We start from the raw sequence: 17,218 nt of genomic DNA, 5'->3' as shown, positions 1-17,218 counted from the left end.
TTATTCAATAATAACATCTTCAGGATAAATAAATCATTAAATATGCCTTCCATTAATGTTCTAATTTTTTTACGAAAAAATCTCCAATTCCTTGAATTACAAAGACTAATACTAAAATTAGTAACATAGAGACAATAGTTACATCATTTTCAAATCGTTGGTAACCGACAGATATAGCCATGTTACCAAGTCCTCCTCCACCAACGGCACCTGCCATAGCAGTTAAACCAATCAAACTAATAATTGTAAGGGTACCTGATCTAATTAATTCTGGCAGTCCTTCTCGTAAATATACTCTAAATATTATTTGTAAAGGTGACAAGCCAATTGACTCAGCCGCTTCAATAACTCCAGGGTCGACTTCAACTAAAGCCAATTGAACCTGACGAGCAAAGAATGGTGCTGTACCAATAATTAAAGGAACCAGTGCACCTTTAGGTCCAATTGTTTGTCCAACTAGTAATCGTGTGAATGGTCCTATAACAGCTAACAGGATTATGAATGGAATTGATCTGAACAAATTGACTACTTTATCTAAGATATTGTAAAAAACTTTATTTGGTTTAATACCATTTTTATCAGTTACAACTAACAAAATTCCTAGAATAATTCCAATAATCCCTGCAAAAAGTGCACTATAAAATGTCATATAGAGTGTTTCCCAAATTGCTTGAACAAATCCACCTTCGCCATACCAATTGGTAACAACATTAGGTAAATATGTATTTAAAATATTACTCATTAGACATTCACCTCATCCTTTAAATTGATCTCTTTTACATTGACTTTGGATTCGTTCAAGTAATTAAGAGCCTGGTCTAAGCTAGATTCATCTCCAGTCAACGAAAGCAGCATAATTCCCACAGTGGTATTTTGCAATTGTTCGATATTACTAAACAAAATATTAGCTTCTACTCCGAATCGCTTGTACAAGCTTACTACCAATGGTTCATTTGTTGACTCACCTAAGTAGTTTAGTTGTACCACACGACCAGATATTTGATTGGCCAATCCTGCTTCGTGAATTTCCTCTAGAACATTGCTAATTCGTGTAGATGTATTAACAAAATCTTTTGTAAGTTGTTGTTTGGGTTGACCAAAGATTGAAAGCAAACTTCCTTCTTCTATCACTGATCCTTTTTCCATCACAGCCACTCTGTTACAAATTTGTTTAACTGCATCCATCTCATGGGTAATGATTACTACAGTGATCCCCAATTCTTTGTTAAGCCTACTCAAAAGATCAAGTATCTCTGTGGTAGTTTTGGGATCTAGCGCACTAGTTGCTTCATCTGATATCAATACCTCTGGATCATTTGCTAAGGCTCTTGCAATAGCTACACGCTGTTTTTGACCACCAGAAAGTTGTGACGGATATTTTTTGGCATGCTCATCTAGTCCTACTAAATTTATAAGACTAGATACCTTGGCTTTTCGTTCTGATTTGGATAATTTTGTATCTCTCAGTGGAAATAAAATATTATCAAATACACTCAAAGAATTCATCAAATTGAAGTGTTGAAATATCATTCCGATATTTCTACGAGCAGAACGTAATTCTTTAGGTTTTAATTCTGTTAAATTTTGACCATTAACTATGACTTCACCTTTAGTAGGCTTTTGTAATAAGTTAATAACCCTAACTAATGTACTTTTTCCAGCTCCTGAATATCCAATTACGCCAAAAATGTCTCCTTTTTCTACATTAATAGATACATTTTTTACGGCAGTAACATCTTTTTCACCGTCATGAAAAGTCACATCAATATTTTTTAATTGAACGATATTATTTTCTTCAGACATTTATATCCCCTTTACCTCAGTCAGAAATTTTTCAAAAAATTCTATAAACTCTAGATAATCATTTATTCGTATATTCTCGTTTGGAGCATGATTGTTGGCCTGAGAATAACTTACTCCACAAGAAACTATTGGTGCCTTGGTATATTGATTTACAAGATGCATAGGGCCAGTTCCCGGACTAGATGGCAATACTTCAACCTTATCCTTACCACCATAATAATTAACTGCAGTTTCAATAAGTTTATTTGTAATTTTGCTATCTAAATCCCATCGATAGGATTTTTCACCCATAAGGTATGTTGCCTTTACATCTTCAAAACCATTCTCCGATAAATATGCGTTAATTTTATTAAAAATATCCTTTGGATCTTGATCAGGTACCAATCTACATTCTAATTTTGCAATAGCTTTTTTGGGTGTAACTGTTTTTACGCCTTCACCTTCCCAACCGGTAGAAATACCTTCTATGTTAATTGTTGGAGAGAAAGCCAAATTATAATTAATACTTGGATTTTTTAGTAAATCAGTTTTCAAATCCCACTTTGATTTAAAATCAGGTGCAATTGTATTATCAACTAATTCCTTTTCTCTATCAGATGGGTCAAGAACGTCATCGTAAAATCCTGGAATTAAAATTTCTCCATTGGAGCTTCGTAACAAACTAAGAGCTTCATTTAATCTCCAAGATGCGCTGTCGACCACTGCCGCAAAAGAAGAATGAAGATCAGTTGATGCTGAAATAGCCTCTAATTCGAAGCAAACAATACCTTTATTACCACCATTAAAACTAAATTGTTCATTTTCATTTTTTATTCCAGATTCCCAAATAACCAAATCTGCTGAAAACAAACTAGAATACTTTTTAAGGTATTCCTCTAAATTTTCACTGGCGATTTCTTCTCCACCTTCGATAACAAACTTGATGTTACAAGGCCAATCACCATTCTCTTGTTTGTATAATTTTAATGCTGTGATTCGGCTAATCAGATCAGCTTTACAATCTGAAACACCTCTCGCAATGAATTTATCTTTCGTTATTTTGAGTTCAAATGGATCAGAGTACCACAACTCAACTGGTTCTTCTGGTTGAACATCATAATGATCATATATAAGTATTGTTTTGTTTGTGGACTCATCAAGAATTAGCTCTGCATATACTAACGGTTTAGAGTAATCATCCAAAATTTGAACCTCAGCACCCAAGTCATCAAATAATTTTTTCAAAAAATTTGCTGTCTCATTAATTGATTGATTTTTAGCCGAAACAGAAGGAAATGAGATATATTCTTTTAAATTTTCGATTGATTCTTCAATAAGTGGATCCGTCAGTTTGAGCATACGTTTGTACCTCTTAATTATTTGATTTTATCTTCCCAAGCTAAAATTACGTTTTTACCATAAACTTTTTTAATTTCTTTACCAACTTCTTTTGTTTGGAAAGCTTTAACAATCTTCTTGTAAGTCTTGTTATCTTTGTCTTTCTTATTTGTAGCTATAAAGTTTACGTAAGGTTGAGATTTTGCAGTTACCTTCTCTGTGTATAGTGCCTTGTCAGTATCTAATTTTGCATCGCTAGCAACATTACCATTAACAACAGAAATACCTACATCATTTAAAGATCTTGCTGTCTGATTTGCATCTAATGGAGTAAATTTCAAATTCAATTTATTTTCAGTAACATCTTTTGTAGATGGAATTTTTACATCTTTAACTTTGATCAAGCCTGCTGATTGTAGAAGTTGTAATGCTCTACCTTGATTAGATACATCATTTGGTAGTGCTACTTCTGATCCCTTAGTGATCTTATCAATACTCTTAAACTTGTTTGAGTAAATAGCCATTGGTTGGAAAATAGTATCACCTATACGCACAATGTCTGTCTTATGTGCTTTGTTCCATGCATCTAAGAAATATTGATGTTGATATGCATTAATGTCAACTTGTCCTTGTGAAAGTGCTGTATTTGGTTGATTGTAATCATTGAATTGAACAATCTGTAAATCTATACCTTCTTTTTTGACCTTATCTTTAACAACTTTCCAGATATCAGCATCTGAACTACTAATACCAACTTTTACTACTTTGTCACCATTTCCCCCATTGCCACATGCTGTTAGACTAACAACCAATAAGGCAGATAATACTACTAGAATAAATTTTGATAGTTTTTTCATTTTCAACTCTCCCGCATAATTTTTCAATTTATGATAATTTAAAACGAAAAAAGCCGCTCCCAAGACAGATACAATAAGTATCTATTCTTAGAAGCGACTTCTCGCGGTACCATTCTAATTCAGGATAAATCTTAGATTTACCCCCTCAACAACGCACAAATATGCGTGTGTACTATAATGGGTACCAACCATTACATCCTTATCCGAAGACTCAGCGTACCAATCACAGGTCATTTTCACTTGGATACTCTTCCCTATTCTCAGCTATCTAGGTTTTCTGTAAAAAGTATCTCAGGCTACTTCCCCTGATCAATTTGTTTTAAAATATCTTTTAATTGTTGAATCGATATTACATTTTTTTCTTTAATCTGTCAATTGTAATATTAGAAAAATAAGATGTTTTCTAATATTACATAAAAATATCCTATTATATCAATACATATTAATTAATATTAATTTTGAAATTAGTAAATAACTCCTCATTTTGATAAAATAAAAACATGACTAATAATAAAAAGAACTTTATTTTAAAAGCTGTTTTAGTAGTTATTGCACTAGAAATTATTGTAATTAGTATAAATATGTTTTTTGAACCCAGCAGAATAGCCGCCGGCGGTGCAACAGGAATAGCTATTCTTTTATTTGAAGCATTCTCTGTTCCCACAGCGCTAACTGTCTTTTTGATCAATATTGTTATGCTAATTTTCTCATATATATTTTTAAACAAGGAAACTACTATCAAACTATCTTTTGGTAGTTTTGTATTACCTGTATTGATTTTTATTACGCCTGTATACAATGTTATTCCTAACAGAATATTATCTATTATCATTGGTAGTATAATTTTTGGTATTGGTTTAGCTATTTTATATATGCTTGATATGTCTAGCGGTGGTACAACTGTTCCGCCTATGATCTTTCACAAAACTTTGGGCATTGAAAAATATATTGGACTCTTTATTATCGATGCTCTGGTATGTATTGGAAATATTTTTGTCAGTGGATTTAGTGCCTTTATCTTAGCACTTGCTTCAGTTGCAATTTCAAGTTTAACAATCAAAATTTATACTGTTATCGAAAATAAACTTGCTAATGACCAAAATGAATAAATCCAAAGTATTTATATTGATATATTAAGCATTAAGGTATAATATAAGTATTCCGTACTGTAACCGGTATTTTTATATCGGGGATGTTCTGGATTCGACATGTGTAATAGCGTGTGAGCTGCACTTCGGTTATTTGTTCCGTAAAAACATTCAGTTTAAATTATAACTGCAAAAAATAATAATTCTTTCGCATTAGCTGCCTAAAAACAGTCTAAGCGAGATCCAACTGACTTTGCTTAGGGGTTAGAACTGGGTCTTAAATGAACTAAGCTACGTTTGATTATGCATTCTGAATAATCAAAAAGAGATTGTCAGGATAGCCACTATGGCTAGCCTGGTTGTATGGCGTTCATAGTGGCGAAATTTGAAATAATACAACTATGAGTGTAGAGGCTTACATGGCGTTATGCTTGGACAGGGGTTCGATTCCCCTCATCTCCATATAAAAAGAAGTAAAACCTTTATTTTCAAAGGATTTACTTCTTTTTTATTTTTTTATGGCTACATATTTGGCTACATTTTCTAAAAATTATTTGTCATAGAGACTATTTATAATTAATATGTAATTTTATGAATTGAATTAAATATTAACCTATTACCAATCAAAAATAAATAGTTTTTAATACATAGAAAAAACCCCTATCAATTAAGATAGAGGCTTTTTGAATTATAAATTCTTAAATTTATTAACGGCTTCTTCAATTGTTCTACCGCTTGTAAAAACATTTGTATTGTTCTTATCTACTACAGTAAACAATTGAGAGTCCGTATTTAATTGAATACGATAACTCATCATTATTTACCTCCTATTAATATAACTAAAGTGGCGAATATTTTTATTCTATTTTCGATTTGGTTAAAATTCAAATAAAAAGTACTGACATTATTTATCTAATTTCAGAATTACTTTTTTAGGTACCTCATCTACTTCATTTCTCACCAGATAACTATTGATGTGTTTCCACTGCATTCTAAAAAAATGGTACTTACATCTTCCAATGTATTATTCACTAAAAGTAAGTGATCAAATTTTAAATCATAATAGTAACTAAGTGTATGCTTAATTCTCTCTGCAAGTTTATTCATAATAGAGAATATCATGTGAACATACGTTCTGATTGTAAAGAGGAAATAAAAAAAGCCCCCACTCGACTTGAGTAAGGGCTAATTTATATAGGGATTAAAATACACGATCGGGGGGATCGCATATAAAATTCTAACATTAATTATAATTAATTTCTACATTCCAGCTTTAATATCTTTATCGACCTGTATATCCAGAACCTTGTGCAAACTTAACAGGTAGATATAGATTAGAATCAATCTTATATGCTATTACTCCATTCTTCATTGGGTAAAGTGTACCATCATGTTGCCATGAAGAACCACCTACTAGTGAATTGTCCACTTTATCCCCTGTCTTTTCACCTAAGTCATTAACAGTGTATGCATGCTCTGATGTAGGTAAATTAATCACTATAACATCTTTAAAATTAGTAATCTTTTGAGGAATAAAAATATTTGTAGCTATTTGATAGAATGGTAAGTTTTCATTTTTAAGTGCCACAGTGGAAACTTAGCACAACTTTGGTACTAATTTTTAATAAAAGGCGAACCATTGAGTTCGCCTTTTATGCACTTTATAAATTCAGATACTAGCTAATTGTTTCGGCTAACATTGTGAAATATAACAATATTACTTTAATTAGGATAAAGTAATAATCTCTGGGTGTGTATTAACATCATGATTTACAATGGTACGTAAAATATTTGGTGAATGGCTCATTTGATTAGCCCATCCAGAAGAAATGTAAGACCACTTTCGGTTGATTGAAATCCCTTGAGTTTTACGCTCTTCAATAGACGATTGATCATAACCAACATCAGAAGCTAATAAGATTGATTTCCCACCTGCCCCAGTAATTAATGTTGATGACAACCCTTCGCTATGGCCTGGTGTCCAAATCATTTGAACTGATTTATCGCCAAACAAATCAAATGACCGATGGAAAGGTCCTAAGTTGCTGTCTTTAAATTGAAATGGTGTTAATTCGACATCTTTCCACATCTTAGGAATATATCTTAATTTATCTTTTTTACCCGCATCAAGTTCTTCCTCGCTAACTAAAAACTTTTTAGCATTTTGAACCATCGGTAACCCGCTGGCATGATCAGAATGCAAATGACTTAATAATACTAAATCTAAGTCAGAATCAGAATATCCTAGATCAGCAAGTTGTTCTTTGATTGACCAACCTGATGGTAAATATGCTTTGTTGATTTGTACCTGTAGTCCCAATTCAGCCCACTAACTTTTACGTACTAATTCATTCCATCCTGTATCTAACAGAACGAGGCCTTTTGGGTGCTCAATCAAATAACTAGAGACAGGCAGAAGAATTTGATTTTTATGGCTACGAAATAATCCTGTAAAAGCAAAAGGATTTCTGTAATCATCATGGAAAGGTAATCCTTTATCAACCTTCACTAATCCGGTGTGCAAAATATGTATTTTTATGGTGTCAGACATTTGAAATTTACATTCAATCTTTAAAGTACATAAATGTTATACACATTAGTGATTTTATTATAAAGTAGGCTTTTTCATCAACTTATTTTTCCAGATCATAGAATTTTAAAATTGCTCTATTAATTTCTTTCATATTCCAAGTTCTCAAAAGTTTCCGTCTCCTTACGTAAAATAGTGAAAACAAAAAGCACAACCCAATTAATAGATGTGCTTTTTATTATCACTTTTAGGCACCATTCTTAAAAGAAGATAACCTATTATTAGTAGCAAAATAGCAATAACCAAAATATAAACTAATATTGTCAATACAGTATTCATAGAAGGATCTAAAAAGAAGTAAGGATATAATAGTTCCTTGGATATTCTTATTCCATAAAAAACACGTATTTCCGTTAAAATAAGATAAATAAATGTTATAAGAATAGGTATGTAAATTGTTTTTTTATTATATTGAATTTTTTCTCTAGATAAAAACCAATCAAACAATACCATTATTGGAATAATTAAATGTAGTAATAAATTGTCTAATGTAAGAATTGAAGAAATACCTTCTGTTTTTAGAGTATCTGGCGCCAATAATAACCAATAAACAATTCCCGTCAATGTTATAAAAGTTGTCATAGAAAACTTGATATTTGAATAATTTAAAGAATAACTATGGATATCACCTTTGTTTAATTTCCAAAAACTGTATAAATAAAAAAATAAAACAAGTAAATTACTTAAATCTGTATAATAGTAAAAATTTGTATATCTAAAATCCAAATTACCAATATATGTTGCTTTGAATATTCCTATAAGAGAAAGTATAGAAATACTAAGATGATAATATTTTATCTTCACTTTTGAGCCTCCATAAATAAAATATATATCCATAATACAATAGTTAAGCAAAAAGCACATCCGAATGAGCGACTACGCTTGGTGTTGTAATTTTTTTATAGGACTACCAGTGGTAGTCTTTCTATATTTATTTGCCTATCAGGGAAGATAGGCATAAGCAAGCAATAGGAATCGAACCTACTCTAGTTTAATTTTAAATGTGATATGGAGGACACCATGAAAATTAAATTTGCTTTGAAAGGAGTTTTTACTAGCACCATGACTTGCGTATAAGGTGTTTCCTTATATTTTGCTACTATATCAATTTAACACGTAAAGTGTTACGGTATTAGTCCGGAAAAAGTCCGGTTTTGTAAACATGTAGATCCATTGTCCTTTCAAATGAATTAGCAAACCACATATATGCTTTTTTAACATTTTAATAGTATTGAGTTTTTTCGTATCCCAATCTTTCCATAATGATGTAGTTAGGTAGTTCATCAATATATTTCAATCTTAATAGTCTTTGGTATTTAATCTGGCATCTATCTATAGCTACGATCGTTTCAATTACAACTAATCGTGCATCAATCTCAACACTATTGCCATAAGCCGTAGAACTGGGCATATCTTCAATGACCGGGGACTTAAGTTGAGACATGCTATAACCAGCTTTCATTACCAACTTTGGGAATCTGTTACTGAAATAATTGCGAACATTGTTTTCGGTTTTTTCAACATCAACATTATTGAATATCTGATCTAATATAGATAAATCTCTAATTGCCACCCTACACCCTCCATGTGACATAATTAATCTGTTCAGGATTAATCAATATAGATGTCACTAACTTTGTGGGTGGCTTTTTTATTTCTACTTAAACCACTTAGAGTGTGTAAATGCAATTATATCGTTAGTTAGATATAGCATATAGGTTATCATCAATACCCATACCGCATGTCCATTAATTGCAGTTTGAATCCACAAAGCAATACTCATAAGTGCCTGAAGTGTCCACATATAATATGATGCTCTATAACGTTGAACAGTTAAAACAGCACCAGTTAAACCTACAGAAGCTGAAATACTATCTAAAATTGCTTGCTGACTTCCCAAATATGTATCCAGTAAAAAAGTTAGTATTACAAAAATAAAAAATAATCCTAGGTAAAAAATAATGTTGTTAATTTTCATTTTTCTAGGTTCAAAATTTCCATTCCAAGAAACACTAAGAAGAATTGGTATATCAAGTAACAAAACATAAGCTGTTTGCATAATAACATCAGAGTAGTTACCTGTTCTTGTAGCTACGAATATTAATAATAAAGCTGATATAAATCCTAATAATCCATTTATACTCTTACCATTAGTAATTGCTATTGTACAGGTAAAACCGATAACACCAGCAATTGTACTTGTAACACTCAACATATTAATTCCACTATTAAACCCTATTACCAATTGTATTAAATAACCTACAAATAATAGAATGTAACTAATTCTCGTCCACCCACTCATTTGTTCCTTGTACCATTTGGGGTTAATTACTCTCGAAATATTATTCATCTGTTTCTCCGTTCTATTTATTTTAGAATTATAATTCTACTACATTTACTTAATAATTCATCAATATTATCTGTAGTGTATAGTCTTTTTTTTCCAATTTTTATATATGCGAGACCGCGTTTTTTAGTCCAATTAGTAATTGTGTTATAACTAACATCTCCATAATCAGCTGCTGCTTGTTGTTTGAGATATTTAGCTTCCATTTACCTTACCTCCAATGCTAGTTGACTCATATTTAATCGATACTCCCTAGCTATTAACTTAGGAAATATAGTCATGTACGTTCCTGTTTCAATTACTTCATTGATAATTTTTGCTAGGCGGTTGATATCAGTATTACTATTTTGCATACTTAAAATTTCAATCAATTCATCTATAGAAACATCACTTTCTGAATCTACAAATAAAACAAATATAAACGTGTAGATTTTCAACATAAACGTAAATATTTAATAAAATCATCAATTTTATAACTATAAATAATATAAAATATTACTTAAATTTAATAATAAAACTAAAATGGGAAAAAATCACAAATAAAAAAGTCCCTACCAATTAAGGTGGGGTTTAATTTTCTCCAAACAATATTTCTATCTCGGTTAATATTAATACAAATCATAAGTTCTCATCTCCATGTTAAAAAATTAATCAATAATCAAAGAATAAGCATACTTACTTTCAAAGACATCCCCTGTTTTAAATTCAATCGGTTTACTATACAGCGGACCATCATAAACAAAAGTATGGTACTCACCGTTTTCACCTGTAACGTCAATATTTTTATCTTTTAAGTAACCAACGAATTCAACATCGACTGGTTTGCCAAGGTAGCTCTGCGGAATATCCGTTTTTTTGCTGATAGCTTTAACGATTGCTTTATATCCGCTATCTAAAAACTGGTTCATTATTTCATCGTGCTCAATTCCCCATAGTGGCAAACGAGCTTGAAGACCTGCTTTTTTAGCAGTCTCAACGTTCCAATTTTTGTTCTCTGGATTGTCCATATCTCCAAATCCACAGAATTCAGCACCTTGGTCAGCAAATTCTTGCAGATGTTTTACCATTTGATTTTGATAGTCACTGGCACCTGCCTCAACTATTTTTAACGGAACTCCCAAACTGTCTGCTGTCTCCTGTAGAACACTAACGGGTAAGCCATGAAACCATGAACGTTGAATGTTAGCATCAACACTAGTAAGAATTCCAATCAATTCATTTCCTTCATTTACTAGCTTATCAAGAGCTAGCAAGCTGTCTTTTCCTGCACTGAAACTAAAACAAAATTTTCCCATGCTCATTTCACCTATGTTTTCTTTTATTCACAAATATGTATTTCATTAAAAGGGCATATCACTTAAGATACTCTTTTATTAAATCATAATTTTCTCTAACTAATTCTTGATTATATACCTTTTCTTTGTTGGAATTTTTTACTTCCTTCCAAAGGATTGACGCTACCTTCATTTGTGAACTAAATATAGAGTTATTTGGATCTTTTCGGAAATCTCTTACAAAATTATTCCATTGATAAGTTTTTTCCTCAGAGTCATCTGTGTAACTATTTTTTTTATAGCTTAAAGATGCTATTAAATCTGAAGCTGTTGCTTCTGTATCTGCATTTTTTTCAACTTCCCGCATCATAATTGCCATAGGTTTACTAAATGAAAACTTCTCAAGATTAAAATAATTACAAAAGAATACTCTGGCTTCATTATTCAGTGAAAACCCTGAATTTAATAATTTTGTATCTAAAGTAATCTGATCTGAAGTTAATTTGTTGGAAGTATTTCGCCTGATTTTTCTTACACTTTTTATTTTACTTGTAGGAACTCCATCTAAAAATTGATTTACGTATGATTCTAACTCAGCTTTAGTCCCATAGCTTGGTAAACCATGTGTCCTACATATCTGTTCTAATTCTTTTTTATACCATTAAAAACTGTTAAAACTTTGGGTGCTCATTGTGCTACTAAAATTTGGTCTTTCCAAAATTGCACCCTCCTTGCATTAATGATAAAAAATATATTTACACTTATACGATAATTCAAAAGCATCAATAATCCTATTAAATTTTAAATAATAATTATTTTTTCTAAGTTAGAGCTTCTATCTATGCATTTCAATTATAAATAAAAAAAAGACAACCTCTTTGTTAGTTTGCCTTTTTATTCTGTAGAAATTATTAATCTAAATTTCCGGAAAATAATATTCTTTAAACATTTAATAGCAAATTGAATGTAACTTTAACACAACAATGTATTAAAATTTTTTCTTCCTGAAAACAAAATATCCAAGTAGTAAAAATATCATTGCGTACAAAATAGTACCCATTAAAAGCTGAATATTGGAGAGCATAGATGTTAAATGATATGTACTGTAATTGTAATATTGAGTGGTTAGATTAAGCATATTTAGCGGATTCCAACGAACAATATTTACATATCTAACATTTGCATTTAATAAATTTGAAGATAATCCACTCCCCATAAATATAATTATGGCATTGATAACAATTACGATTGTATTTGAATTAATCAAACAAGATGTGAGGCAAATAAGACTAATAATTAAAATTGAAACAACAATATCAACCCCGGTGGTCATCAACATATTTACAAATAAATATTGATGATACTTATATATACTATTGAGTGAAACAGGATTATTAATTAATGGGAACATGTTAAATATTATTGTTACTATCATTGCAATTACGTGAAGTAAAATACTATATATAATTAAAGTAAAAAATTTAGCTAAAAATACCGATGATTTATTTTTGGAGCGATATAGGAGTGTTAGTATAGTCTTATTTTGAAATTCCATTGAAAAAATAGTGGATCCAACAATTACTAATAGCAGTAGTATTATTTGACTAGAATTATAACTAGTCATAACCAATAATTTGCCGTAATCACTTCCCATACCAATACCCATGATTATCATGAACAGAATCATTATAATGATAACCAACCATGGCAATTTACGATGAATTAATTTATACAGTTCGTGACGTAGTTCAGTATACATAATTTAGAATTCACCTCCCAGCAAACTAAAACTTCAAATAGGTCTTTTTTTGAATGTCCAAAATCCAAGTATTAAAAATAAAATTGAGTAAACTATATTTCCAACGATTAATTCTATATTAGAAAGATGTGACGAATTCACTCCAGATAATTGATTAATAACGTTAATCATATTAAACGGATTCCATGCCAATATAGATTTTAAATTTGGTAACGCAGCTATTAAAACATTAGAAAGGTCGGCTCCTAAAAAGGCAATCGCCAGACCAATAATAATTACAGTAGCATTGTTTTTAAAAAGTGATATTAATAGCATAGACAATGTAATAATGAATAACAGGTAAATCGCTGTACCACCCATGTTTAGTAATAAAGAATTTAATAATGAATGACCTTCATGATATGTAGAAAGCCAAGAAAACTTACTTCTAGCAGCTAGAAATTTAATTAAAAAAGAGAACAAAACACCTATAACCAGCAAAAGAACTCCATAAATAATCAATACAAACAATTTAGATATATAGACTGATATTTTATTCTTGCTTTTATACACAATTGTAGACATTGTATTGTTTCTATATTCCATGGTAATGGTGTCAGATGCCAAAGCAATAATTATAATACATATCCATTGACCTGCAGAAAATCCTTGGGCAACAATGTTACTACTAATATTGTTTGTTGGAATTGCCGTATAAACCATTAATAAAAACAAAATAATAATTCCATACCTTGGTACATGACGATTAGTAAACTTAAATAGTTCATGCGAAAAATTAGTTTGCATTGTTCTCCCCTCGCTTTTTTTGCAGAATATTTATGATATTTTGCTCGAACGTCAATTCGTTTGGAGCTAATTCTATTAACCAAATTTGGTGATCAAAAATTATCTTTTGTGACTTATCAATATACTCATCCTTGATAATAAAATGATTTTCATCTTTAGATACTGGAATTGAATTTTCATTTAAAAGTTTGAATGTCTTATCCATATCAGTAGTTCTTAATAAATATGACGATGAGTTACTCTTATTGAATTCTTCAATCGGAGAATTCATAATAATTTCACCGTGATTAATAATAATTACTGAAGTCATAACTTTTTGTAGTTCACTAAGCACATGACTCGATATTAAAAAAGAAGTGCCTCGTGAAGAATACTCGCGAATAATTTGACGTATTAAAATTGTAGATTCAATATCTAATCCATTCATTGGTTCATCAAGAATCACAAACTTAGGATTATTTAATAATGCTAAAGCGATTCCTAATTTTTGTTTCATTCCGATAGAATAAGAACCTGCTTTTTTGTTGATATAACTATCCATTCCTAAACGAGTAATAAGTTCGGAAGTACTCTGCTCATTAGTTGAATATAGTTCAAGATTTGCTTTTCCTGTTAAAAATGGATATATTGCAGGATTTTCAATCAAAGCACCAACATTATTCAACTCTTCATGGTTATTATCAGTTATTTCTTTACCATTAAAACTAATGTTTCCTCTAAATTTTGTAAGTCCTAAAATAGTTTTCATTATAGTAGTTTTTCCAGCCCCATTAGGACCTATCAAACCAACTATTTCACCATCTGAAATTTCAAAAGAGGCATTTTTAACAATCTTTTTTCTTCCATAATAAATATCTAATTCTTTTATCTGTAACATAACTACCCTCCTAGATGGCCATAAGCGGAATTACTTTTCTTTTAACACCTGTTAATTGATCTTAATAGAGAACTTCTTTGAGGTCTTAATACATGTTCATACTATCACAATTATATAAATCGATAAATGAATTATTATTTTTTTATTTTTTGATACTTAATAGTATTTAATTTTATTTATAAAACAAAATAAAAACTAACAAAATAAATTAAATCTAATAAATATCTTCTATCGAACATAAAAAAAACACCACCTAATTATCATAGGTAGTGTTTTTCTATTTAAATTACAAATTATTTGAGAAGAAGCTATCTAATTTCTCAAATGGTATTAAGTCTGTTCGATCATATAAATCAACATGACCTGCATTTTTTACAATATATAATTCTTTTGGACCTGATGCTTTTTCATATGCTTCTTGACTAAATGATAGAGAGTGCGCATGATCACCAGCAATGAAAAGTAGTGGTCTTGGAGCAATTGTTTCCATATCCTCAAGCGGATAGAAGTTAATAAACTTAGCACTAGATTCTTGCGTCATCTGTGTTGTAGTACCTGCAGCACCTCTTTGAGTTCTATAAAAGTCATAAAACTCTTTGGAAATTGGATCTGAATCTGGTGTAATTGTTTCAGGTGTACCTCCAATATATTGGATTGGTTTACCATTTGCTACTGCTGTACGTTCATCAGATGCAGCCTTTATATTTGCTTTTCTTTGTTCAATACTTTGGGAATTATTGATTCCTGATCTTGCCATTTCACCAAGATCGTACATACTAACCGTTGCTATAGCTTTTAATCGTGAATCAATCTTAGCTGCACTTATAGAGAATCCACCCGATGCACATATGCCGAGAACCCCGATTCTATCGTTGTCCACATAATTTAACGTAGTTAAATAATCAGCAGCCGCAGAGAAACTTTCTGAATATAAATCATGTTCAACACTTCCTTTTGGAGAACCATCACTTTCACCATAAAATACTTGATCAAATGACAATGTCACAAAACCCTTATCTGCCATCTTTTGTGCGTAAAGATTTGAAGATTGTTCTTTTACTGCACCAAACGGTGCGCCAACAATAATTGCTGGATTTTCTTTTGTTTTATCCAAACCCTTTGGTACAAATAAATTTCCAACAATTTTCATTCCGTATATATTTTTGAAGGACACTTTGGTTTGAGTAACTTTATCACTCTTATACCAATTGTCTGCCCCGTTAGACAAATCGCCCGTTGGTAATGACGGATTTCTTGAGAAGACGTTTTCTTCTCCCGCAGTATAAACTGGATCAGCTTTCACATTACTACCTCCATTAATAATCAATAATGTCATTGTTATAACAAATGTAAATATTCCAATAAAAAGAATTTTTCTTTTCAAATTTACCCTCCAGTGTTTTTCGCTCTTAAATTCAACTTTGAACTGCATGTTTCATATAATTTCTTCCCTCATAGGTCGTCAATGCAATTTTGGAATTAAAATTAAAAGAATCAAAAACATAAAACGGAAAATATTCAATAGAAGAATTACAATTTATATTGTATGCTGTTCTATACCTTATTTCCAATACTTATAATGAATACTAATATATACATTTTTTGAATAGGAGAGCTTTCATGGAACTAAGGATTTTACGTTATTTTATTACTGTTGCTTCAGAAAGAAACATCAGTCATGCTGCTCAAGTCTTAAGTATCAGTCAACCCTCATTATCAAGACAGTTAAATGAACTTGAGTCAGAGCTTGGGGTAAAACTTTTCAATAGAGGATCCCGTCAACTAACTTTGACAGATCAAGGTCAATACTTTTTATCACAATCAATTCAAATAATAAATTCTGTTGATGAAACTATCTCCAATATTCAAACAAATTCTGATTATTCAGGAGACTTATTCATTGGAGCAGGAGAAAGTCCAACAAAAAAATTTATCACAGATATATTAACTGAAATAAATTCAGATTATCCAAAGATAAAATTTCATGTTATAAGTGGCAATGCAGATACCATGAATGAATTACTTTCAAATGGAGTTTTAGATTTTGCAATTATATTTAATCCTGCTGATAAAACAAAATATGATTATCTCCAAATTAAAAGTACAGATAAATGGGGAATCCTTATGAGAAAAGATGACCCCCTTTCTTCAAAAAAGCATATTAGTCCTTCAGACATTAAAAAGCGCCCGCTAATTATTTCAAGGCAGAGATTGGTTCGTGATCAATTAAGTGAATTTTTCGGAGAAAACATTGACAATTTAAATATTGTTGCAACTTACGATTTAATATATAATGCCTCACTTATGGTTGAGTCTGGATTAGGACTTGTGATCGGTTTTGAGGGAATAATAAATACTGCATCATCCAATTTACAATTTGTTCCACTTTCAGGTGATTTTCATTCAACATCAAGTGTTGTATGGATTAAAAATTCGACACAGTCCGAAATTGCCAAACTTTTTATAAAGAAAATTAAAAGCACTCTATAACTGCAATCCATTGATAAAATATCAAAATTC

Annotated in this window: 19 protein-coding genes, 1 other RNA gene and 1 pseudogene; 3 read left to right on the top strand and 18 right to left on the bottom strand. The window is 30.7% G+C overall.

Annotation, left to right across the window (positions count from 1 at the left end):
* Positions 1–52: 52 nt before the first annotated feature.
* The 4 genes from EKN01_RS01915 to EKN01_RS01900 are packed head-to-tail and all read right to left on the bottom strand — an operon-like array spanning position 53 to position 3,977.
* Positions 53–742, bottom strand: coding sequence for a methionine ABC transporter permease (locus EKN01_RS01915; protein ID WP_129044742.1), 690 nt, complete (start codon positions 740–742; stop codon positions 53–55).
* Positions 742–1,803 carry a methionine ABC transporter ATP-binding protein gene (locus tag EKN01_RS01910; RefSeq protein ID WP_129044741.1) on the bottom strand — a complete coding sequence of 354 codons (1,062 nt, stop codon included), beginning with the start codon at positions 1,801–1,803 and terminating at the stop codon, positions 742–744. Before EKN01_RS01910 ends, EKN01_RS01915 begins: the two co-directional genes overlap by 1 nt.
* Positions 1,804–3,141, bottom strand: a complete 1,338-nt coding sequence (locus tag EKN01_RS01905; protein WP_129044740.1) for a M20/M25/M40 family metallo-hydrolase — start codon at positions 3,139–3,141, stop codon at positions 1,804–1,806.
* A gap of 17 nt (positions 3,142–3,158) precedes the next feature.
* On the bottom strand, positions 3,159–3,977 hold the full coding sequence (locus EKN01_RS01900) for a MetQ/NlpA family ABC transporter substrate-binding protein (protein WP_129044739.1): 819 nt from the start codon (positions 3,975–3,977) through the stop codon (positions 3,159–3,161).
* A gap of 500 nt (positions 3,978–4,477) precedes the next feature.
* Between EKN01_RS01900 and EKN01_RS01895 the strand changes: the two genes are divergently transcribed.
* Positions 4,478–5,086, top strand: a complete 609-nt coding sequence (locus EKN01_RS01895) for a YitT family protein (protein ID WP_129044738.1) — start codon at positions 4,478–4,480, stop codon at positions 5,084–5,086.
* Between the two features lie 79 nt (positions 5,087–5,165).
* Positions 5,166–5,530: a transfer-messenger RNA gene (ssrA, locus tag EKN01_RS01890) on the top strand.
* 223 nt (positions 5,531–5,753) lie between these two features.
* Here the strand turns inward: ssrA and EKN01_RS07960 are convergent.
* From EKN01_RS07960 to EKN01_RS01825, 14 genes and pseudogenes are all read right to left on the bottom strand, one after another.
* Positions 5,754–5,882: a hypothetical protein gene (locus EKN01_RS07960; protein ID WP_277750443.1), complete on the bottom strand. Its 129-nt coding sequence runs from the start codon at positions 5,880–5,882 to the stop codon at positions 5,754–5,756.
* A gap of 465 nt (positions 5,883–6,347) precedes the next feature.
* Positions 6,348–6,653 (bottom strand): hypothetical protein, encoded by a 306-nt coding sequence (locus tag EKN01_RS01885; protein WP_129044737.1) that lies wholly within the window; start codon positions 6,651–6,653, stop codon positions 6,348–6,350.
* Between the two features lie 138 nt (positions 6,654–6,791).
* Positions 6,792–7,385 (bottom strand): MBL fold metallo-hydrolase, encoded by a 594-nt coding sequence (locus tag EKN01_RS01880; RefSeq protein WP_206731614.1) that lies wholly within the window; start codon positions 7,383–7,385, stop codon positions 6,792–6,794.
* A 429-nt stretch (positions 7,386–7,814) separates the two neighbouring features.
* Positions 7,815–8,459, bottom strand: coding sequence for a Pr6Pr family membrane protein (locus EKN01_RS01875; protein WP_129044736.1), 645 nt, complete (start codon positions 8,457–8,459; stop codon positions 7,815–7,817).
* 418 nt (positions 8,460–8,877) lie between these two features.
* Complete coding sequence (locus EKN01_RS01870) at positions 8,878–9,228, bottom strand: ArpU family phage packaging/lysis transcriptional regulator (RefSeq protein WP_164966345.1); 351 nt, start codon at positions 9,226–9,228, stop codon at positions 8,878–8,880.
* A gap of 84 nt (positions 9,229–9,312) precedes the next feature.
* Positions 9,313–10,005 carry a nicotinamide riboside transporter PnuC gene (gene pnuC / locus EKN01_RS01865; RefSeq protein ID WP_129044734.1) on the bottom strand — a complete coding sequence of 231 codons (693 nt, stop codon included), beginning with the start codon at positions 10,003–10,005 and terminating at the stop codon, positions 9,313–9,315.
* Positions 10,006–10,022: 17 nt separating this feature from the next.
* A complete protein-coding gene (locus EKN01_RS01860) occupies positions 10,023–10,208 on the bottom strand; it encodes a helix-turn-helix domain-containing protein (RefSeq protein WP_129044733.1) in 186 nt (61 codons plus the stop codon).
* A complete protein-coding gene (locus EKN01_RS01855) occupies positions 10,209–10,442 on the bottom strand; it encodes a hypothetical protein (protein ID WP_129044732.1) in 234 nt (77 codons plus the stop codon).
* A gap of 207 nt (positions 10,443–10,649) precedes the next feature.
* Positions 10,650–11,297, bottom strand: a complete 648-nt coding sequence (locus EKN01_RS01850; RefSeq protein ID WP_164966344.1) for a Dph6-related ATP pyrophosphatase — start codon at positions 11,295–11,297, stop codon at positions 10,650–10,652.
* A 58-nt stretch (positions 11,298–11,355) separates the two neighbouring features.
* Positions 11,356–11,997: pseudogene (locus EKN01_RS01845) on the bottom strand (SAP domain-containing protein).
* A gap of 267 nt (positions 11,998–12,264) precedes the next feature.
* A complete protein-coding gene (locus tag EKN01_RS01840; protein WP_129044730.1) occupies positions 12,265–13,035 on the bottom strand; it encodes an ABC transporter permease in 771 nt (256 codons plus the stop codon).
* A 33-nt stretch (positions 13,036–13,068) separates the two neighbouring features.
* The gene (locus EKN01_RS01835) at positions 13,069–13,821 is read right to left on the bottom strand and encodes a DUF2705 family protein (protein ID WP_129044729.1); all 753 of its coding nucleotides are present in this window, start codon (positions 13,819–13,821) and stop codon (positions 13,069–13,071) included.
* Complete coding sequence (locus EKN01_RS01830; RefSeq protein ID WP_129044728.1) at positions 13,811–14,698, bottom strand: ABC transporter ATP-binding protein; 888 nt, start codon at positions 14,696–14,698, stop codon at positions 13,811–13,813. Before EKN01_RS01830 ends, EKN01_RS01835 begins: the two co-directional genes overlap by 11 nt.
* A 286-nt stretch (positions 14,699–14,984) precedes the next feature.
* Positions 14,985–16,082, bottom strand: coding sequence for an alpha/beta hydrolase (locus tag EKN01_RS01825; protein WP_206731613.1), 1,098 nt, complete (start codon positions 16,080–16,082; stop codon positions 14,985–14,987).
* Between the two features lie 236 nt (positions 16,083–16,318).
* On the opposite strand from EKN01_RS01825, the gene EKN01_RS01820 reads away from it, so the two are divergent.
* Positions 16,319–17,188, top strand: coding sequence for a LysR family transcriptional regulator (locus EKN01_RS01820; protein WP_129044727.1), 870 nt, complete (start codon positions 16,319–16,321; stop codon positions 17,186–17,188).
* The last annotated feature ends 30 nt before the right edge of the window (positions 17,189–17,218 follow it).

It is taken from the genome of Companilactobacillus metriopterae (genome assembly GCF_004117915.1).
Classification (GTDB): domain Bacteria; phylum Bacillota; class Bacilli; order Lactobacillales; family Lactobacillaceae; genus Companilactobacillus; species Companilactobacillus metriopterae.
Note: the sequence above shows the minus strand (reverse complement) of the source record. Positions and strands in the feature narration are given on the sequence as shown.